General features: G+C 48.7%; 20 protein-coding genes and 2 pseudogenes. 10 read left to right on the forward strand and 12 right to left on the reverse strand.

What is annotated here, in order from left to right; translation table 11 throughout:
- Positions 1–2: 2 nt before the first annotated feature.
- Both LO777_RS03915 and LO777_RS03920 read right to left on the reverse strand, forming a co-directional pair.
- A complete protein-coding gene (locus LO777_RS03915) occupies positions 3–566 on the reverse strand; it encodes an NAD(P)H-dependent oxidoreductase (protein ID WP_228856256.1) in 564 nt (187 codons plus the stop codon).
- A gap of 254 nt (positions 567–820) precedes the next feature.
- Positions 821–1,195 carry a desulfoferrodoxin gene (locus LO777_RS03920; protein WP_228856257.1) on the reverse strand — a complete coding sequence of 125 codons (375 nt, stop codon included), beginning with the start codon at positions 1,193–1,195 and terminating at the stop codon, positions 821–823.
- 296 nt (positions 1,196–1,491) lie between these two features.
- On the opposite strand from LO777_RS03920, the gene LO777_RS03925 reads away from it, so the two are divergent.
- The 9 genes and pseudogenes from LO777_RS03925 to LO777_RS03965 all read left to right on the forward strand — a co-directional run.
- Entirely contained in the window at positions 1,492–2,040 is a 549-nt protein-coding gene (locus LO777_RS03925) for a DOMON domain-containing protein (RefSeq protein WP_228856258.1), read from the forward strand.
- Positions 2,037–2,936: an SCO family protein gene (locus LO777_RS03930; RefSeq protein ID WP_228856259.1), complete on the forward strand. Its 900-nt coding sequence runs from the start codon at positions 2,037–2,039 to the stop codon at positions 2,934–2,936. Before LO777_RS03925 ends, LO777_RS03930 begins: the two co-directional genes overlap by 4 nt.
- Positions 2,929–4,556 (forward strand): annotated as a pseudogene (locus tag LO777_RS03935) (cytochrome c oxidase subunit I). The gene LO777_RS03930 and the pseudogene LO777_RS03935 overlap by 8 nt, the downstream one beginning before the upstream one ends.
- Positions 4,557–4,565: 9 nt before the next feature.
- On the forward strand, positions 4,566–5,162 hold the full coding sequence (locus LO777_RS03940) for a cytochrome c oxidase subunit 3 family protein (RefSeq protein WP_228856260.1): 597 nt from the start codon (positions 4,566–4,568) through the stop codon (positions 5,160–5,162).
- Positions 5,163–5,176: 14 nt separating this feature from the next.
- A complete protein-coding gene (locus LO777_RS03945) occupies positions 5,177–5,464 on the forward strand; it encodes a cytochrome C oxidase subunit IV family protein (protein WP_228856261.1) in 288 nt (95 codons plus the stop codon).
- Between the two features lie 13 nt (positions 5,465–5,477).
- Positions 5,478–6,068 carry a cytochrome c oxidase subunit II gene (gene coxB / locus LO777_RS03950; RefSeq protein WP_228856262.1) on the forward strand — a complete coding sequence of 197 codons (591 nt, stop codon included), beginning with the start codon at positions 5,478–5,480 and terminating at the stop codon, positions 6,066–6,068.
- 8 nt (positions 6,069–6,076) lie between these two features.
- Complete coding sequence (locus tag LO777_RS03955) at positions 6,077–6,940, forward strand: protoheme IX farnesyltransferase (protein ID WP_228856263.1); 864 nt, start codon at positions 6,077–6,079, stop codon at positions 6,938–6,940.
- Between the two features lie 132 nt (positions 6,941–7,072).
- A complete protein-coding gene (locus LO777_RS03960; protein WP_228856264.1) occupies positions 7,073–7,582 on the forward strand; it encodes a ferritin in 510 nt (169 codons plus the stop codon).
- Between the two features lie 105 nt (positions 7,583–7,687).
- Positions 7,688–7,975 (forward strand): annotated as a pseudogene (locus LO777_RS03965) (ArsC family (seleno)protein); the annotation flags it as partial.
- Positions 7,976–8,225: 250 nt separating this feature from the next.
- Here the strand turns inward: LO777_RS03965 and LO777_RS03970 are convergent.
- The 8 genes from LO777_RS03970 to LO777_RS04000 form a co-directional block, all read right to left on the reverse strand.
- On the reverse strand, positions 8,226–8,822 hold the full coding sequence (locus tag LO777_RS03970) for a peroxiredoxin (protein WP_228856266.1): 597 nt from the start codon (positions 8,820–8,822) through the stop codon (positions 8,226–8,228).
- A gap of 100 nt (positions 8,823–8,922) precedes the next feature.
- Positions 8,923–9,081, reverse strand: coding sequence for a rubredoxin (locus LO777_RS03975; protein ID WP_228856267.1), 159 nt, complete (start codon positions 9,079–9,081; stop codon positions 8,923–8,925).
- Between the two features lie 207 nt (positions 9,082–9,288).
- On the reverse strand, positions 9,289–10,719 hold the full coding sequence (locus tag LO777_RS03980; RefSeq protein ID WP_268907549.1) for an NAD(P)/FAD-dependent oxidoreductase: 1,431 nt from the start codon (positions 10,717–10,719) through the stop codon (positions 9,289–9,291).
- Between the two features lie 414 nt (positions 10,720–11,133).
- Entirely contained in the window at positions 11,134–12,171 is a 1,038-nt protein-coding gene (gene recA, locus LO777_RS03985) for a recombinase RecA (RefSeq protein ID WP_228856269.1), read from the reverse strand.
- A 132-nt stretch (positions 12,172–12,303) separates the two neighbouring features.
- Complete coding sequence (locus tag LO777_RS03990) at positions 12,304–13,563, reverse strand: CinA family nicotinamide mononucleotide deamidase-related protein (RefSeq protein ID WP_228856270.1); 1,260 nt, start codon at positions 13,561–13,563, stop codon at positions 12,304–12,306.
- Positions 13,553–14,968, reverse strand: a complete 1,416-nt coding sequence (gene mtaB, locus LO777_RS03995; protein ID WP_228856271.1) for a tRNA (N(6)-L-threonylcarbamoyladenosine(37)-C(2))-methylthiotransferase MtaB — start codon at positions 14,966–14,968, stop codon at positions 13,553–13,555. Before mtaB ends, LO777_RS03990 begins: the two co-directional genes overlap by 11 nt.
- Entirely contained in the window at positions 14,965–15,342 is a 378-nt protein-coding gene (locus LO777_RS20905; RefSeq protein WP_407929115.1) for an aminomethyltransferase beta-barrel domain-containing protein, read from the reverse strand. Before LO777_RS20905 ends, mtaB begins: the two co-directional genes overlap by 4 nt.
- Positions 15,240–16,016 carry a 7-cyano-7-deazaguanine synthase gene (locus LO777_RS04000; RefSeq protein WP_228856272.1) on the reverse strand — a complete coding sequence of 259 codons (777 nt, stop codon included), beginning with the start codon at positions 16,014–16,016 and terminating at the stop codon, positions 15,240–15,242. The genes LO777_RS20905 and LO777_RS04000 overlap by 103 nt, the downstream gene beginning before the upstream one ends.
- Positions 16,017–16,153: 137 nt before the next feature.
- Here LO777_RS04000 and LO777_RS04005 point away from each other — a divergent pair, with 137 nt between their 5' ends.
- Entirely contained in the window at positions 16,154–17,425 is a 1,272-nt protein-coding gene (locus LO777_RS04005) for a peptidase U32 family protein (protein ID WP_228856273.1), read from the forward strand.
- An 84-nt stretch (positions 17,426–17,509) separates the two neighbouring features.
- Here LO777_RS04005 and LO777_RS04010 read toward each other — a convergent pair whose 3' ends face one another.
- Positions 17,510–17,710 carry a hypothetical protein gene (locus LO777_RS04010; RefSeq protein WP_228856274.1) on the reverse strand — a complete coding sequence of 67 codons (201 nt, stop codon included), beginning with the start codon at positions 17,708–17,710 and terminating at the stop codon, positions 17,510–17,512.
- 25 nt (positions 17,711–17,735) lie between these two features.
- Positions 17,736–18,053: a hypothetical protein gene (locus tag LO777_RS04015; RefSeq protein ID WP_228856275.1), complete on the reverse strand. Its 318-nt coding sequence runs from the start codon at positions 18,051–18,053 to the stop codon at positions 17,736–17,738.
- Between the last annotated feature and the right edge of the window lie 155 nt (positions 18,054–18,208).

The following is an 18,208-nucleotide window of genomic DNA, read 5'->3' on the forward strand; positions in this document are numbered from 1 at the left end:
CATCATGCGGCAAAAACAGTCTGGTCTTTCAGTGCCGCTGCCGCCCTGGTGACATTTGCGCCATGTGTCCTGCATACGGCAAGGGCATCGTCAGTCACGCCTGTGTGTTCCATGGCTTCATCGGCACTGCGGCCATAGGGACCCCAGTGAAGACCACCCTTTGTATAGAGAGCTGTATTCTTGGGTAAGGGTACAATAAGCATACCGAGTTCCGCAATATTATTCAGCATGCTGAGCATGGCCAGTTCCGCTCCGGCTCCACTGCCTCCGAAACCGCCACCGGACATAAAGACACCGGCAACCTTGCCGTTCATGCTGTCTTTCATCCAGAGTCCTGAACAGATGCGGTCGATGAATTTTTTCATCTGCCATGCCATACTGCCCATATGAACCGGGCTGCCGAACAGGATACCGTCGCTGTTTTTCATATCCTCTTTTGTGACTTCTTCTGCTTTTTTCACAAGAGGTTGTGCCCCGTTCACCGAACGTACTCCATCGGCTGTGGCCTGGGCCATTTTTTCCGTGTTACCAAAATCGCTTGCATATATTATAAGAATTTGTGTCATGGTGTCTCCTTTCCGGAATAATCCGGACTATGATGCTGCCTGAACTGACCTTGGGTGAATATTGTGTAAATGCAGTTCAAGCTCGATGTTCATGAGAAATGCGGCTTAAACCTGATCCGGGTTACAGATCACTATTAACAAACTGGGGGCTTTTATCGGTTCTGTCAAGGAGAAGAGGTGGGAGAACAGCGTGGAGAAAAGAGAGAAAAACTTCTTCCCCGAAAGTGTTTTCCGGGGAAGAAGACTATCAGGTATCAAGCCTTCCAGAGGCCATGGAGGTTGCAGTAAGCCCTGGCGGTGACATCACCATCCAGTGGCGGGAAGTTGGCTGCCGGCTTGTCAGTCGGATCGAGAAACTGACGATATACGGTTTTTCCGGCGATGAGTTCAATCCATTCAATATAATGGTCTTCCGTCATGGGATGATCTACAGAACCCACGGTTACGGTCCATCCCTCGTCGGTTTTGGTGAGAACGGGAACATGTTTTTCAACAGCGGCATCGGTTGTGTTCTCTGCCATCATGGTCATCTGCTGGCCGCAGCACATGAGATCCGCTGTACCGGCAGTGAGAACTTCCACAATGTTTCCACAAAGCTCACATTTGTAAACTGCCATTTTGTCTGCCATGCATCTTCCTCCTGTTGTATGGGAATCATATATAACCGGCTGCAATAATTTGTAACGTCGGTTATGTTGATTGAAGCGGTCTTGTCTACTCCTTTAGATCGTTACAACACAAGAACGTAATCATGGTTTGAAGTCCTTTCAATTTATTTTTACAAAAATGTTTTAAAAGAAAAAATATTTGATTTTTCTTGCCGGATAAGTTGAGGAAGGCCTTACTTTGTACCACTATGTGTGATAAAGTTTCGGGTAAGCTGCAGTTATTTCAGAACAATGAAAAGAACAGAACAGGAGTATTTATGAGAAACAAAAGTAGAGCGTGTCTGGTGTCTGCCTGGTGTTTTCTGATGATCTTTTTTGTCACCGCGGTTCATGGTGCTGATTACAGCCATGAGGTTAAGGCCAAAAAAATATCTTTCAGCTGGAGGGTGGATGGTGACAGGCTTGCTGTCCGGCTGTCTGCGAAAACAACAGGATGGGTTGGGATCGGTTTTAACCCCAGTGAAGAGATGAAGGATGCAAATTTTATTCTCGGCTATGTCAAGAAGGGAAAAGCGAAACTGACCGATGAATTCGGGGTGGGGGAAACAAAGCATTCCCCGGATAAAAAGCTGGGCGGCGGTGTGGATGCTGTGCTGGTAGGCGGCTCCGAGGAGGGTGGAATTACAACCCTGGAATTTACCATTCCTCTTCAATCCAAAGATAAGTATGATTCCGAAATCAAGGTGGAGGGAGACACGGTGGTTCTTCTTGCCTATGGGCCAGGAAGAGACAGTTTCAGAACCCGTCACAAGTATAGAACTGCCCTGAAGGTCAATCTGGCAACGGGAGCATCTTCACCATTATGATACAACGCTGCCTCTCTCTTATCCTTTTCCTTCTGTTCCAGATGGCTGTCGCCGGTCAGGTCTGTGCCGGGGGACAGGAGGAGATGGCCGGGGGGCATGACCACCATGCCATGGAGAAAATGGCTGAAGCCTCCCCGGCTGATCAGAACGTAAACCCGGATAAGTGGGTCACGGAAAAGGGTGGGGAGATTCTTCCCCTTGGGCTCAGCTTTACAGATGAAACCGGAAAAACACGTACCCTTGGTTCCATAATAGACAGGCCCACCATTATCCTTCCCATTTATTTTTACTGCCCCGGAATATGCAGCCTGAACCTGGCCCATCTTGCAGAGGCTCTCAGGGATTTAAGCCATATTCCCGGCAGGGATTACCGGGTAATCGCCTTCAGCTTCAATGAGCTTGAAAGCAGCGATGACGCAGCCCGCGCAAAGGAAAACTATTTGAAAATTGTCGGAGATGGTTTTCCCGCATCGGAGTGGTTTTTTCTGACCGGAACAAAAGAAACTATCCGCCGGTTGACCGATTCCCTCGGGTTTCGTTTCAAGCGACTGACTGATTCCACCTTTATCCATCCCTCGACTCTGGTCATTACTGGACGTGACGGGAAAATTATCCGTTATGTTTACGGTTCCTTTCTCGCCGGGGATATTGATATGGCGCTGCTGGATGCGAAAAAGGGCACCCCGTCGTTTTCCGTCCGCCGACTTCTGGCCTTCTGTCTGAGTTATGATCCGGACAAAAACAAATCTCTTTTCCAGATTATTAAACTGTCTGTTCTGGCGGTTTTTGCTGTCGGTCTTGGTCTGCTCTTTTTTGTGTTCAGAAAGAAAGGTCGACGACAGGCAAAGGCCGGTGGAGATGATTTGGGAGAAGGGAGGGAGCAAAAAAATGAATAAATCCATTTCCTTTTATGATACGCCGTCACCCCCGGGATTAAAGGGTATCTGGGCCTGGCTGCTTACCCATGACCACAAGCGTCTTGGTCTTATGTATATGTGGGCTATTCTTTTCTGGTTTGTGCTGGCCATGTTTCTTGGCCTGCTTCTGCGGTTTGAACTGATGAGCCAGGGAAGAACGATCATGGGGCCGGAAGCGTACAACTCCCTGTTTACTCTGCACGGGGTCATCATGATCTTTCTTTTCGTGATTCCTGCGATTCCGGCAATATTCGGCAATTTTTTCCTGCCCATCCAGTTGGGAACCGATGATGTTTTTTTCCCGAGACTGAACCTCTTCAGTTGGTATCTTTTTATGTTCGGTGGTCTTTTCGCCCTGATTTCCCTGTTCAGCGGGAGGGATTTCCCGATACCGGCTGGACGTTTTATGTCCCCTTCAGTGTGGAGATCAATACCAATGTCAGTCTGACCGTTATGGCAGCCTTTACCCTTGGCATGTCTTCCATGCTGACCGGTCTTAATTTTGTCACAACCTTTCACCGCATGCGGGACAGGCGGATGGGGTTGATGCAGATTCCTCTCTTTACCTGGTCACTTTATGCTACGGCCTGGGTGCAGATTCTGGCGACCCCGGTCATATCCATTACTCTGCTGCTCGTGGTGGCCGAGCGATTATTTTCCATAGGCATTTTCGATCCGGACAGGGGTGGGGATCCGATTCTTTATCAGCACCTGTTCTGGATGTACTCCCATCCGGCGGTGTATATCATGATCCTGCCGGGTATGGGTGTTATTTCGGAGATCATTCCGGTTTTTTCCAGAAAGTCCATTTTCGGATACAAGGCGATTGTCTGGTCCTCCATGGCTATTGCCGTGGCCGGCTCCCTGGTCTGGGCCCATCATATGTATACCAGTGGTATGAGTGATGTTTCGGTCTTTATCTTTTCCCTGCTCACCTTTCTGGTTGCCATACCGTCAGCGGTGAAGGTGTTCTCCTGGATTGCCACCATGTACAAGGGGTCCATTGAGATGACACCGCCCCTGCTCCTCTCTCTGATCTTTATCTACCTGTTCAGCGTGGGAGGTTTGACCGGGCTGGTGCTTGGCGCGGTGGGGACGGATATCCATGTCCACGATACTCAGTTTGTTGTTTCCCATTTCCACTTTGTCATGTTCGGTGGGACAGGGTTTGCCTTTTTTGCCGCACTGCATTTCTGGTGGCCGAAGATGTTCGGTATCATGTACGATTTTAAAAAGGCGTATATCGGCAGTGTCCTGGCGGCTGTTGGTTTTCTTTTTCATTACGTGCCCATGTTTATTCTCGGGCTGCAGGGAATGCCACGGAGATATTATGATTATCTGCCGAAATATGAGACGGGTAATTTTCTTGCGGGTTTCGGAGCTATAATTCTCTGTGCCGGTATTCTTCTCATGTTCGTGAACCTGTTCATGAGTTTTAAAAAGCGTGTGCCTGCACCGGCCAATCCATGGGGAGGGACCACTCTTGAATGGATGGTGCCATCACCTCCACCCATGCACAATTTCACAGAAACTCCTGAAATCAAAAGTTTTCCTTATGATTTTACTGCGATAGCCACAGAGATGGAAAAGGAGGAATAGAAAGACTCCATGACACAAAAAATTGACAGGACAGGAGTGAAAATCGGGATGTGGCTGTTTCTCTATTCCGAGATTATTTTATTCGGCGGTCTCTTCGTGCTTTATGGCGCCTATTTTTATGAATATTCGGAGTTCTTCTCCGAGGGTGGAAAGGAGCTGAACAGAATAATCGGCAGTATCAATACCGTTGTTCTCCTGGTCTCAAGCTTTACCGTTGCCGCCTCCATTACCGCCATACAGTTACGGAGAAAAAAGCAGGCGGTGGGCCTGCTGCTCTTTTCTCTACTCTGTGGTGTTGTTTTTCTGGTGAACAAGTATTTTGAATGGGGCACGAAAATTCACCATGACATCTATCCCAATTCGGAAACCCTGACCTCAGGAGAGCCTGGTCTGAATATCTTTTTCGGACTCTACTATATTATCACCGGCCTGCACGGGCTCCATGTGATCATCGGTATGGTGCTGCTGTCAATCAGCCTGGTGCTGGTATTGAGGGGGAAAATTACGGAGACCAGGTTCGGAATGCTGGAGAACGCCGGCCTGTACTGGCATCTTGTCGATCTGATCTGGATCTTTGTTTTCCCCCTGTTCTATCTTGTTTTATAGGAGACTGAGAATCTATGGAAAAGGAAAAAGAGGTACATATCCTCAGTTATACAAAACTGGCCCTGGTTCTTGGGGTTCTCCTTCTGCTCACCGGGCTTACGGTGGGAGTATCCTATGTTGACATGGGCTTTTTCAATGTGCCCGTGGCCCTGGGAATAGCCTGTGTGAAGGTCAGTTTTGTTCTGCTGTTTTTCATGCATCTGAAGTATGAAGGCCCGATTATTTACCTGTCGTTTATCGGTACGGCCGGTTTTCTGATGATCATGATCGGTTTTGTTTTCTGGGATGTTGCATTCAGGTAAGAGGGAGAGATAGATGACCCCTGTTGAAGGTGTGGATCAGGCATTTTGGTATATTCTCGGAATTTCCATTGTTCTGCTGTTTGGAATTACCGTTGTCATGGTCTATTTTGTCATACGATACAGACGAAGCAGGAATCCTGTTGCCTCGGATATCCGGGATAATTATGTCCTGGAAATTATCTGGACAATTATTCCTACACTCATTGCCCTGTCCATGTTTTACGTGGGCTGGAGTTCCTACATGGGGTTGCGGGATGTTCCGGAGGGCGCCCTTGAAATCGAAGTGTTAGCCCAGAAGTATTCCTGGATTTTTGTTTATGACAATGACAAGGAAACCGAAGATGAGTTGGTGGTTCCTGAGGGCCAGGCGATAAAACTCAATGTTTCCTCGCTTGATGTGCTGCACAGCCTTTACATCCCTGCATTTAGAATAAAAGTGGATGCGGTGAAGGGTATTAACACGTATGCCTGGTTTTATGCGGATAAGGTGGGTGAATATGATATCCAGTGTACGGAATACTGCGGGGTCGGTCATTCAGCCATGCTGGCGAAACTGCGGATTATTCCCCCGGACGAGTTTGAGCAATGGCTTGAGGAAGAATAGGGGGAGCAATGCGATTACCAGCCGGACTGCGTGCTTCAATGGATCTTGCCAAGATTGTTCTCTGTTCTCTCATTGGCTGTTCGGCCCTGTTCGGTTATTTCCTTGCCGCTTCTGATATTTCGGCCGGAGCTTTTATCACAGGTTTCGGTATCTTTTTTCTTGCCGCAGGTTGCGGAACACTCAACTCCATACAGGAACGCCATCTTGACAGGCTCTTTGTCCGAACGCGGAAAAGACCTCTGCCCGAAGGCCGGATAGGTGTGTCGTTCAGTTTTTTCCAGGCAATCGTGCTGTGGGTGGGCGGGATGCTTTTTCTCTGGTCTGTGTCGACCGATTTTCTACCCCTTTTTGTGTCTTTTCTGGCTGTTGTTCTCTATAACGGAGTATACACTCCCTTGAAACAGTTGACTGTCCTGGCGATATTCCCCGGTGCTGTCTGCGGCGCACTGCCTCCCTATATCGGCTGGCTCGCCGGTGGTGGAAAGCCACTTGCCTTTGAGGCACTTCTGCTCTTTTCTCTGCTGTTTCTCTGGCAGGTCCCCCATTTCTGGCTTATTCTTCTGCGCCATGGAGAGGATTATAAAAAAAATATCATCCCGAGTTTTTTTTCGATCTTCGGGGAAAAGGTGATTAAACGGCTTTTTGTGACCTGGATCGGCAGCCTGGCAGCGGTGATGATTCTCTTTACAGTACTGCCTGCAGGAAACGTTGTACGTTTTCTGGTAGTGCTGAACGGGCTTGCTCTTTTATCCTGTTTTTTTTCAGGGTTGACCGGGAAGGGACCTCTGCGATATCGACAGCTTTTTGGAGTGCTGAATTTCTCTCTGCTCTTTCATATGGTGATAGTGTCTGTGGGAAACATTGTCTCGTGACCCCGGGCCTTCATAAAAAACTGGCATTTCAGCCGTTCAGTTCTTATTGTAAACACAGTTTGCTTTCAAGGTGACAGCCATCTGTTCTGTCATTTAAATTCGAAGTATTAACATGTTACGGGAGTACAAAGTATGATCAGTGAAAAAATAAACACGGCCATCAATGGTCAGATTAATGCGGAAATGTATTCATCCTATCTCTACCTTTCCATGGCTACCTGGTTTGCGGAAAAAAGCCTCTCCGGGTTTGCCACCTGGATGCGCGCACAGGCACAGGAAGAGATGTTTCATGCGATGAAGATGCTTGACTATGTTCTGGAAAGAGGTGGCCATGTGGAGTATGCCGCTATTGATCAGCCGGAATGTAACTGGTCCACACCCCTGGAGGTTATGGAGGAGACGGCAAATCACGAAGCGAAGGTAACAGGACTTATCAATGATCTGGTTGATCTTGCCCTTGATGAACGTGATCATGCAGCCAATATCTTTCTGCAGTGGTTCGTGGCCGAACAGGTGGAGGAAGAGGCCTCGGTGGGTGAAATCGTTGACAGGATGAAAATGATAGGTGATGGAAGCCAGGGGCTTTTTGCCATGGATATGGAGATGGGAAAAAGAGTTTATACACAGCCGACTGATGAATAGTTTTTTACCAGATTGAATTTCAGTTGAAAGAGAAAAGAGTTTCGAGGGAGAACAATGGCAATTGACTGGGCGTATATGCGTAAAGGGTGAGTTTCCTGTAAAAAAGCCTGGACGGCTTTTGATGAAAAAAAGATTGAGGTGTCGGAAGAAGTCAATGCTGCAAAGGAGACCGTCAAAAGCGACGGTGCCTGGGAGCTGTTAAGCAGTGCGGAAAAAGTCTATGTGGCGAGTGGTAAAAAAATCCTGGAGTTTGATCCGGCAAGTGCTGACCGGGAAGAGCTGCTGAAAAAGGCCACAGGCAGAACCGGAAACCTGCGGGCGCCGACCCTGAGGAAAGGGAATGTATTTTATGTTGGGTATAATGAAGAAATGTATTCGACCCTGGTGAAATAGAACTTGAGGGCGCCTTAAAAGAAAGAAATGGCCCGGATTTACTCCGGGCCATAATTCTTCTTAACCATTCTTGATGATCTCGTAAAAAGTCGTTCAACGTTCTCAGATGGACTCTGGAAAAACTTCGATATACAAGGCGTGGCGGTGTCGTGTAAGCGCAGGCGTACATATAGTACGTCGAGCATTACACGATCACCCCACAACGCAGTAGATCGGAGTTTTTACGAGTCCATCATTCTTAAGGAAAGTTTTAATCATCAGCGTGGGCACTGAGGTATTCGGCCACTCCTTCCGCAGTGGGCTTCATCGCCTCGTCTCCCTTGTTCCAGTTGGCCGGGCAGACTTCACCATGCTCTTCGGTAAACTGCAGGGCATCCAGAACCCGAAGGGCTTCATCCACGTTTCGACCAAGAGGCAGGTCATTTACAACCTGATGCCTGACTATTCCTTCCCTGTCGATGAGAAAAAGACCGCGCAGGGCGATTCCCGCATCAAGAAGAACCTCGTAGGATTTTGAAATGGATTTATCAAGGTCCGCCACAAGGGGGTACTGAATATTGCCTATTCCGCCCTCGTTGACCGGGGTGTTCTTCCAGGCAAGGTGGGAGAAATGAGAGTCGATGGAGATACCGATCAGCTGGCAGTTTCTCTCTTCAAACTGTTTTACGGCCTTGTTGAACGCCAGGATCTCAGAGGGACAGACGAAGGTAAAATCGAGGGGATAGAAAAAAAGGAGAACATATTTTCCTTTAAAATCAGAGAGTTTGAAATTTTCCTTGAATGAATTGTCTGCCAGTACGGCGTTTGCAGTAAAATCCGGGGCTTGTTGAGTGACTAGAAGGCTCATTTGTTTTCTCCTGTTTTATGGCAATATAAATAAATAAGATGTGACTAACTTTAATGGGAAAAAAGAACCGGGAAGAACAGTCTTCTTCCCGGCCCACAGATCAATCAGCTTTAAAAAAGGCTTCTTTTTCAGCACCGCAAAGAGGGCAGACCCAATCTTCGGGGACATCTTCCCACTTTGTTCCCGGAGCTACTCCGTTGTCTTCGTCACCTTCAGCCGGATCATAAACATAACCACAGGGGCATTCCCATTTGTCCATTGTTTTCCTCCTTGGAATTTTTAGAATAATGATAATTATTCTCGTTTGTCTCTATTATAATCGTATCAGGCAAAGAGTCAATAACCTATTTTTATTTTTTCTGATTACCAGTGAAACCCAACCGGATCGGAGATGAATCTGCTTCATCAGTATTGTATGTTTATTATCAACGTATCTGGTAGTTTCGAAACCGGATAGTCTATAATATCAGCCAGCTTCTCTTTTTACAATCTCCTTTGCGGGGATAAGTGCTGTTGCTGTGGCAGAAACGATATTGCCGGCGACACCGGGACCATCTCCTGCAACAAAGAGACCTGAAACAGCAGTTTCCAGGGTATTGCCGGTGTGAACCTGGGTGGCGAAAAACTTGATTTCCGGAGCATAAAGCAGGGTTTCATCATTGGCGACACCGGGCACAACGGCGTTGAGCTGTTCAAGTCCGTCCACCAGGTTTGTTAATATTCTTTCCGGCAGGGCCATGGCAATATCCCCGCAGGTGACGTTTTTAAGAGTGGGTTCAATATAGCTGTTTTTTACCCTGTTCCAGGTTGATCTTCTGCCCCTTTTGAGATCACCGTAGCGCTGGAGCAGCGGTTTTCCACCCCCGATCAGGGTGGCTATTCTTCCAATTGATTCACCATAGGCGGTGTTGTCTTCCACCGGATCTGTCAGAACCACTTTAGAGAGAAAGGCAAAATTGGAATTATCCGATTTCTGATCCATAAAGGCATGGCCGTTGACGCAGACAAAATCCTGGTAATTTTCAAGGGCCACATATCCTCCGTAATTGGTGCAGAATGTCCGTGTCTGGTCATCATATTTTGCGGTGCGGACAAAAAACGTGGGGTCATAGATGATGGAACAGAGGTCCTGCATGATTTCGTTATGGACTTCAACCCGGACACCGACCTCGATGCCCCGCTGGGAAACTTCTATGCCGTGGTTTTTGACCACGCCCGCAACCCATTCTGCCCCGACCCGACCGGGAGCCAGAATTACATAGGGAGCGTTATATGAAACCTTGTTGGTTTTTACACCCTCTATACGCCCGTTTTTCACCAGCAGATCCTCCACCTCCTCCATATGGTGGAATGTTACACCCTGTTCAGACACGTAGTCGGCCATCAGGGAAATATGGCGGGGCAGATTGTCACTGCCCAGGTGTTTTTGTTTGATAACCAGGAGATCGATACCGTGTTTTCTTGCTTCTTTCCTGATTTCCCGGGCCTTTTCCCGGTCAGTTGGAAAAACCCGACCGTCCATATTGAAACGGTTAAAAATAGTTTCCGTCTCGTTGATCAGGGCCATTGCAGCGGAGGTATCCATGAACTGGGTGAGATCGGTTTTTCCCAGTTTGTGAATAAAATTGAGTTTCCCGTCGGAAAAAAGCCCGGCTCCCCCGATACCGCAGAGAATATTACAGGGGCTGCATTTTATACAGCCGTTGTCTTTGATAGGGCATTTACGCTTGAGGGAGGATTTGCCCTTTTCAATCACCAGAACATCAAGGTTGCTGTGTTCTCCCAGGTAATAGGCGGCAAACAGTCCCGCCGGTCCGCCGCCCACAATTATCACATCAAAATTTTTCCGTGTTTTGCTCATTGTCTGTTTAACTCTTTTCCAAAGGGCACGTTGAATAATTGCTATTTTCCCTATTTCATCGTCGCTACGATAATAAAAATGCTCACATATAATTAATATGCTGCGCTTTTTATTGTCTATGTTCCTCGAACTCGAACAAAATATCTAACCCGGATTTCTCATGAGTTCAGGCGGCGTCAGGTTCAAAGTTTTTGGCAGTGAATTATAGTGATCTATATTTACTGCCGAAATACTGCAGAAGATGGCGTCGCCTGGACTGACCTCTGGTGAACATTGTGTAAATTTTTCTGGGTCACTGATAATTGTCTCATTGTTTGTGTTCCATAATTATTCTCAAAATTGACACAATGTTCATGAGAAATGCGGGCTAATTATTCAAGGCACCCTGACGTCGCAAAAAAGGCCCGGTGCCCTGAAGGGACAGTATCGGGCCTGAAATGCGGAATTGGCTTACTCGGTTTCGGAAGCGGCCCCCGCAGCCTGAGCCTCCTGCATACCGTAGGCAAGTCTAACCTTGTTTTCTATATCGGCACACATTTCCGGCTGGTCGGCCAGAAATTTTTTGGCATTTTCCCGTCCCTGGCCGATTCGTTCGTCCAGGTAGGAATACCAGGAGCCACTCTTGTCGACAATTTCAAGATCCACCGCAAGGTCAAGCATATCGCCGATTTTGGAGATGCCCTCACCATAAATAATATCAAATTCGGCAAGTTTGAAGGGTGGAGCCACTTTGTTTTTCACCACTTTAACCTTGGTGCGGTTTCCGATTACGTCCTGGCCGTCCTTGATCTGACCGATCCTGCGGATATCCAGGCGCAGGGAGGAATAGAATTTCAGGGCGTTACCACCGGTGGTGGTTTCGGGATTGCCGAACATTACTCCTATTTTCATCCGGATCTGGTTGATAAAGATAAGAACGGTATTGGAGCGGTTAAGGACACCGGTAAATTTTCTCATGGCCTGGGACATGAGCCTGGCCTGCAGGCCCACGTGGGAATCTCCCACGTTGCCGTCTATTTCGGCCCGGGGTACAAGGGCGGCAACGGAGTCGATGACAATAACATCAACTCCACCTGATCTGATGAGGATTTCAGCAATTTCCAGAGCCTGCTCACCAAAATCGGGCTGTGAAACCAGCAGGTTGTCCACGTCAACTCCGAGGCGTTCAGCATAGTTTGTATCAAGGGCATGTTCCGCGTCAATGAATGCGGCAGTACCACCGGCTTTCTGGGCTTCCGCGACGACGTGGAGGGCCAGGGTCGTTTTTCCCGATGACTCCGGGCCATAAATTTCAGTTACTCTTCCCTTGGGAAAACCGCCGACGCCAAGAGCGATATCCAGGCTCAAAGCTCCCGTGGGAATAACGGGGATATTTTCCGCTTCCTGGGAACCGAGACGCATGATCGATCCTTTGCCGAACTGCCTCTGGATTTGACTGATGGCATTGTCTACACTGCTGATCTTCCCTTTTTTCGCACCTGCGGCCATATTTCTTCTCTCCGGTTAAAAGGATTTTAAAGTTTTTGTCATTGAGCAGTCACAACAGTACCAACTGATATATTGTAACTGGTCACAGGATTTGTAACTCTGTGTTTTCATCTATCTTACCCCTGTAAGTGATCAGGCAGTTTCTTCCTCAAGATCCTGTTGCAGAAGATATTTGCGTACCAGATCCAGCCCGCTCTGGGCTGTAAGGGTGCGAATCTGCCTTCGGTTTCCAGAGAAACGAAATTTAGTGACCCAGTTTTCCTCTTCAGTGGCGATACCGATATAGACAGTGCCAACCGGTTTCTCCTCAGTACCGCCGTCGGGTCCGGCAATACCTGTTACCGACAAACCGATATCTGCGCTGCTGCCTGTTCTGACTGTAACTGCCATGGTTTCCGCAACTTCTCTGCTGACAGCTCCAACATTTTCCAGCAGACTGTCGGGCACTTCAAGATAGCAGCTTTTAAGGGAGTTTGCATAGGAAATAATCCCACCAAGAAAATAGGCGGAACTGCCGGGCGTATCGGTGAGTTTTTTAGAGATCAGTCCTCCCGTACATGATTCTGCAACTGCCAGGTTCAGGTCGTTTTTGATAAGAAGCCTGCCGACAATCCGCTCCATGGAATCACGGTCGTGACCGTAGATCGAGTCGCCTAGAACGGTGTTGATCGCCTTACAGGCGGACTTGAACAACCGCCTGGCATTATTGGTTTGCTTGTCCCGGACGGTGAGGCTTAAATGCACTTCCGGGAAGACAGGGTAATAACCGATATGTACATCCGGATCAAGGTCCACAGTGGCGATACGACGGTTCACTTCCGCCTCGGGCAGGTTGAAGATACGGAAAATTTTCTGGTAGGTTGTGAGATGGTGATCCTTGTGCCAGGTTGCCAGGGTTGGCAGTACATGGTCCACCATCAGGACCTTCATCTGGCTGGGAACACCAGGCAGGAAAAAGATCGGTTTATCCTCATGGATGAGTTGGTAGCCGGCCATGCGGGATTCGGGACTGAGGGCCTGGGCCCCCTTGGGCAGCCATGCCAGTTTTTCCAGTTCCCCCACGGGGGCGTTGGTGATTTCATCCAGGTGGGCGCGAATATTGGAGAGAATTTCCAGGTTGGGCATGGTCGGGCGATTCAATGCCCTGGAGACAGCTTCATTGGTGAGGTCGTCATCCGTTGAACCGAGTCCGCCGGTTACTACTATGGCATCGACCCTGGCGATGGCCCGTTTCAGCGCTTCACCGATCAGGCTGGGGCTGTCACCGATGGTGTGCATGGCATAGATTTCATACCCCGCATCAAAAAGATTTCTGGCGGCAAAAGCACTGGTGGTGTTGAGGATCCTGCCGGAAGTCAGTTCATCGCCGATGGCTATGATTTCAACCTTCATTGTCTTCCTCCGGTCGCGCGAGTACATGTTCTCCATGCAGAGAGACAAGCTGCACGGTGGTTCTGGTATGGTAAAAAGTGTCGGGACCTCTAAAAATAACGGATACGTAGTTGCTTGTAAATCCTTTTAAATAACCATTTCTGTCTCTTCTGCCTTCAACCAGTACCGGCAGGCTTCTGCCGAGCTGACTGGCGTAAAACGTGGCTTTTTTCTGTTTGCTCAGTTCCTGGAGTCGTGCAACCCGTTTTTCCTTTGTTCTGCCGTTCACCTGGTTGGGGAACTTTGCGGCAACCGTACCGGGACGGATGGAGTAGGGAAAGACATGGAGATAGGTAAAGGGCAGGGAGTTGAGAAAGTTTAGGCCGTCCTCAAACTGTTCATCAGTTTCCCCGGGAAAACCGGCGAGGATATCAATACCCAGGGCCGCTTCGGGCAGGTTGCAGCGGATTTTTTCCAGGACCTCCCTGAACTGCGCGGTGGAATATCTCCGGTTCATCCGTTTGAGAATTTCATCATTTCCACTCTGCAGGGGAATATGGAGATGGGGTTGGATATTTGCTCTCTCGACCATCAACGATAAAAGTTTATCAGAAATTTCAAGAGGTTCAAGGGAACTTATGCGATAGGCAACATCAGGAGTTGTCCGGGAGAGTTCATCAAGAATGGAAACCAGGTCCGTTCCGGCTTCCAGATCACGGCCGTAGTATCCCAGGTGGATACCCGTGAGAACGATTTCCCGGTGACCCTGCTGCTCGAATATTTTTGCCTGGTTTATCACTTCTTCCCGGCTGAGGCTCCTGCTGCGGCCCCTGGTGTAGGGGACAATACAGTAGGTGCAGAAGCTTTCGCAGCCATCCTGGATTCGCAGCCAGGCGCGGGCCTGGTCATCAAACCGTTTTACCGGCAGGTGACAGATTGTTTTTGTTTCGCGAATGGAGCCGGGAAGAAATGGAAGAGATGTCCCCTGTGTACTGGTATGTACCAGGGTGTCTTTGCTGCTGTTCCCGATAAAGACAATATCCCTGTTTTTTAAAACTTCATCGTTCTTCAGCTCATCTGTGCCGATTTCGGCAAAACAGCCGGTTACGATTATGCGGGCATCCGGATTGTTTCGGGCGGCCTGGCGGATGGTCTGCCTCGACTGGGCGCCTGCCTTTGCTGTTACCGCGCAGGTATTGATGACAACAATATCCGCCTCATCTTTCCCGTTAACCTGGCTGTACCCGGCCTCGGTAAAGCCGGTAAGAAAGGAGGCTGATTCATACTGGTTGACCTTGCAGCCCAGGGTCTTGATAAAAATCTTTTTTTTCATTTTACGAAGTGGAAAATTAAGGTCACCCATGACCTGATTACGATCAAAATTCAATTTGGCTGAGCTTTCCCGGTCATCAGAAAACAACATCATAAAGCTGTTGCGGATCCGGTAATGATTCCGGAGCCGAGCAGCTCATTCTCAATATATATTACCGCATACTGTCCAGGAGTTATGGCCCGTTGAGGTTCATCAAAGAGGAAGTGTCCTTCATTATTGTTTCCAAGGACCAGTGTCGCGCTGGCCCCCCGGTGGCTGTAACGTATTCTGACCGTATATTTCTTCCTGTTTTCCGGGGGAGTGCCACTCAGCCAGTGCAGGTCTTTTACCCGGATGGAGGTCTTCAGCAGTTCCTCGTTACCTCCTACGATAACACTGCCCGTGGCTGGGTCAAGTGCGGTGACATAAAGGGGGTGGCTGCTGGAGATACCAAGTCCTTTTCGCTGGCCGATTGTGTAGCGGAAAATGCCCCTGTGTTCACCGAGCTTTTTTCCCGAGCGGGTAACGATTGAACCATGGTGAAGTTCCCGGGGGCTCTTTTTTCTAGAAAGCAGGAAATTTTCCCGCCTTCCAGAAAACAGACATCCTGGCTCTCAATTCCGCGGAAATCATCAAATCCGTGCTCTTCAACCAGTCTGTATGTCTGTTCCTTTTCCATACCGCCCAGGGGAAAGATGACTCTTGAGAGTTGTCGCTGGTCAAGGCGTGAGAGAAAATAGGACTGATCCTTTGACCTGTCGGTACCGCAATAAAGATGATAAATTCCGTCGATGCAGACCAGGTTCGCGTAATGGCCTGTCGCTGCCATATCCATGCCATGGCCCATCATTCTGTCGAAAAAGAGGCCGAATTTAATTTCCCGGTTGCAGACCACACAGGGATTCGGCGTGAGTCCCTTGAAGTAGTGGCTGGTGAAATAGTCGAGAACTTTTTCTTCGAATTCGTTTCTCAGGTCAATGATGTTCAGTTTGATGGAAAGTTTTTCGGCGATGCTCTTTACCCGCTCTTTCTGTTTTTCAAAATCAGGCTGGTGAAGTCGCATGAAAAAGCCTTCGACTTCACCCTGTTTTTGTAAAAGAAGGGCGCAGGCGGTGGAGTCCACTCCGCCGCTCATGGCGATACCTGTTTTCTGTCTGCTCACGGGATTTTTTTACCTTGCAGTTGAATGGCGCACAGTTCTTCTGTAAATGGGTTGACCGGCCAAAGGGTACTGGTTATCGTAGTGCCGTAATTTGCCTGGGGGGCACCCCGGAAACCAGAAAAACACATTACCCCACCATGAAAGAAAAAAAAAGACGCAAAAAATCAGTTCCACGGTTGCCTGAACTGCTGGCTCCTGCGGGAAATTATGAAAAACTTGTTACAGCCATCCACTACGGGGCAGATGCCGTGTACCTCGGGGGCAGACAGTTCAGCCTGCGGGCCAAGGCGGGAAACTTCAGCGATGAGATGATTCGCGCCGGGGTGGTGTACGGTCATGAGCATGGGGTGAAACTCTATGTGACGGTCAATATATTTGCCCATAACAGTGACCTTGAGGGGCTGGAAGAGTATCTGCTTCTCCTGCAGAAGACGGAAGTGGACGGTATAATTGTAGCTGATCCCGGCATTTTTGCCGTTGCCCGGCGGGTTGTTCCCTCGTTACCCATCCATCTTTCCACCCAGGCCAATGTGACCAACTATGGTTCCGCATCCTTCTGGTTTGATCAGGGGGCCGTCCGGCTCAACCTGGCGCGGGAACTCTCTTTGCAGGAAATTGAAACCATCAGGAGAAAGGTGGAGGGTGAGCTGGAAATCTTTGTTCATGGCGCCATCTGTATTTCCTATTCGGGCAGGTGCATGCTTTCCAACTATATGACGGGTAGGGATGCCAACCGTGGCAACTGTGCTCATCCGTGCCGCTACAGCTACAGTCTGGTGGAGGAAAAGCGTCCCGGCGAGCTGTTTCCGGTGGAGGAAGATGACCGGGGTACCTATATATTCAATGCCAAGGATCTCTGTCTGCTGGAGAAGCTGCCTCAGCTGGTTTCGACCGGTGTGGATTCCCTGAAAATTGAAGGGCGGATGAAGTCGATTTTTTACGTGGGAGGAACGGTACGGATTTACAGAGCAGCCCTTGATTATCTGGCCGATCTTCCGGCTGAAGCCTGGGACAAGCCTGATAAAATCGTACTTCCAGAGGAGTTTATGGAAGAAACAGCCAGGATTGGTACTCGAGGAACAAGCGAGAATTTCATTCTTGAGAAACCGGGTGCAGAAGAGATGATCTATTCTTCATCCCGGGCCAGGCAGAGTTATGAACCGGTGGCAGTTATCCGTAAAAGGGGCGAGATACCTCTGGTCGAGATACGCAATACAGTTTTCCCCGGGGAAATGGTGGAATACATGTTTCCCTCCATGGAGTTGATACGGGTCCGTATCGTGGAGTTGATTGATGAAGATGGGGCAAAAAGGGACAAAGCTAATCCCGGTAATACCTTGTTTTTACAGACGGAACCTCCCCTGGTCCAAGGGCAGGTCAACGGGATACTGAGGCGGAAACGAAGGTAGTGTCAATCTCATTTCCGGACAGACACAAGGTAGCCTGGGGGCTGTCCCTGAGCAGGTTAAGATCTGCTGTTTTTTGTTACGGGATCAAAAAGCCCACCATGGTTTACGGCCGGTCGGCTCCATCCAGTTCAGTTCCTTTTTGCAGGTATCACACCAGAAAAGAGTTTTAAAACCGGTATCGGCCAACTGGGGATCAGAGTTCGTGGAATGATGGTGTGCATTCAATTTTCTCATATCATATTTTTTTATCAGTTGCAGTTTTTTTGAACACATTGGACATTCCATCGAAGCTCCTGTTTCTGAAAATTGTTTATTTGACAGGGTCAAGTTGAAGGTAATCAAGGCCGGAAACGAGGGTCTTGAGAATGGTATCTGCCATGACAACATTTTGTTGCAGGTTGCTGCCATTATCTCTCAGGCCGGCGGCATGGGCGAGGGTCACACGCAGTTCAAGTATCTTTTCATGGATAAACCAGTCGTCAATGCCACTGTTTCTGGAGTGCGTTTCGATGTCGTCGAGCAGGTGTACTATTGTTGTATAGGTTTTGTACCTGTCGGACGCAGATTCCTTTTCAAGACCACTCAGGAGAGTGGAAATGGCGGAAGAGGCAAGACGAAAATCGAGCATTTCTCTCCTTCAACAGAGTTATACTGACCAATATTTCTTTTTCAGCAGTAATTCTATCAAAAGGGGCGTCGATTTTGCAAGTTTTGCCAGCAGTTTTGCTCAGCTGGATGGGTTGATTTGTGATCGTGGCCTGTCAGAAGTTTTTGCCACATTGT

This window comes from Desulfomarina profundi, from assembly GCF_019703855.1.
In the GTDB taxonomy this organism is placed as follows: domain Bacteria; phylum Desulfobacterota; class Desulfobulbia; order Desulfobulbales; family Desulfocapsaceae; genus Desulfomarina; species Desulfomarina profundi.

Coding starts and splice junctions, on each gene's coding strand:
- LO777_RS03915 (WP_228856256.1), bottom strand. CDS start 566: ATGACACAAATTCTTATAATATATGCAAGCGATTTTGGTAACACGGAA.
- LO777_RS03920 (WP_228856257.1), bottom strand. CDS start 1,195: ATGGCAGACAAAATGGCAGTTTACAAATGTGAGCTTTGTGGAAACATT.
- LO777_RS03925 (WP_228856258.1), top strand. CDS start 1,492: ATGAGAAACAAAAGTAGAGCGTGTCTGGTGTCTGCCTGGTGTTTTCTG.
- LO777_RS03930 (WP_228856259.1), top strand. CDS start 2,037: ATGATACAACGCTGCCTCTCTCTTATCCTTTTCCTTCTGTTCCAGATG.
- LO777_RS03940 (WP_228856260.1), top strand. CDS start 4,566: ATGACACAAAAAATTGACAGGACAGGAGTGAAAATCGGGATGTGGCTG.
- LO777_RS03945 (WP_228856261.1), top strand. CDS start 5,177: ATGGAAAAGGAAAAAGAGGTACATATCCTCAGTTATACAAAACTGGCC.
- coxB (WP_228856262.1), top strand. CDS start 5,478: ATGACCCCTGTTGAAGGTGTGGATCAGGCATTTTGGTATATTCTCGGA.
- LO777_RS03955 (WP_228856263.1), top strand. CDS start 6,077: ATGCGATTACCAGCCGGACTGCGTGCTTCAATGGATCTTGCCAAGATT.
- LO777_RS03960 (WP_228856264.1), top strand. CDS start 7,073: ATGATCAGTGAAAAAATAAACACGGCCATCAATGGTCAGATTAATGCG.
- LO777_RS03970 (WP_228856266.1), bottom strand. CDS start 8,822: ATGAGCCTTCTAGTCACTCAACAAGCCCCGGATTTTACTGCAAACGCC.
- LO777_RS03975 (WP_228856267.1), bottom strand. CDS start 9,081: ATGGACAAATGGGAATGCCCCTGTGGTTATGTTTATGATCCGGCTGAA.
- recA (WP_228856269.1), bottom strand. CDS start 12,171: ATGGCCGCAGGTGCGAAAAAAGGGAAGATCAGCAGTGTAGACAATGCC.
- LO777_RS03990 (WP_228856270.1), bottom strand. CDS start 13,563: ATGAAGGTTGAAATCATAGCCATCGGCGATGAACTGACTTCCGGCAGG.
- mtaB (WP_228856271.1), bottom strand. CDS start 14,968: ATGATGTTGTTTTCTGATGACCGGGAAAGCTCAGCCAAATTGAATTTT.
- LO777_RS04005 (WP_228856273.1), top strand. CDS start 16,154: ATGAAAGAAAAAAAAAGACGCAAAAAATCAGTTCCACGGTTGCCTGAA.
- LO777_RS04010 (WP_228856274.1), bottom strand. CDS start 17,710: ATGGAATGTCCAATGTGTTCAAAAAAACTGCAACTGATAAAAAAATAT.
- LO777_RS04015 (WP_228856275.1), bottom strand. CDS start 18,053: ATGCTCGATTTTCGTCTTGCCTCTTCCGCCATTTCCACTCTCCTGAGT.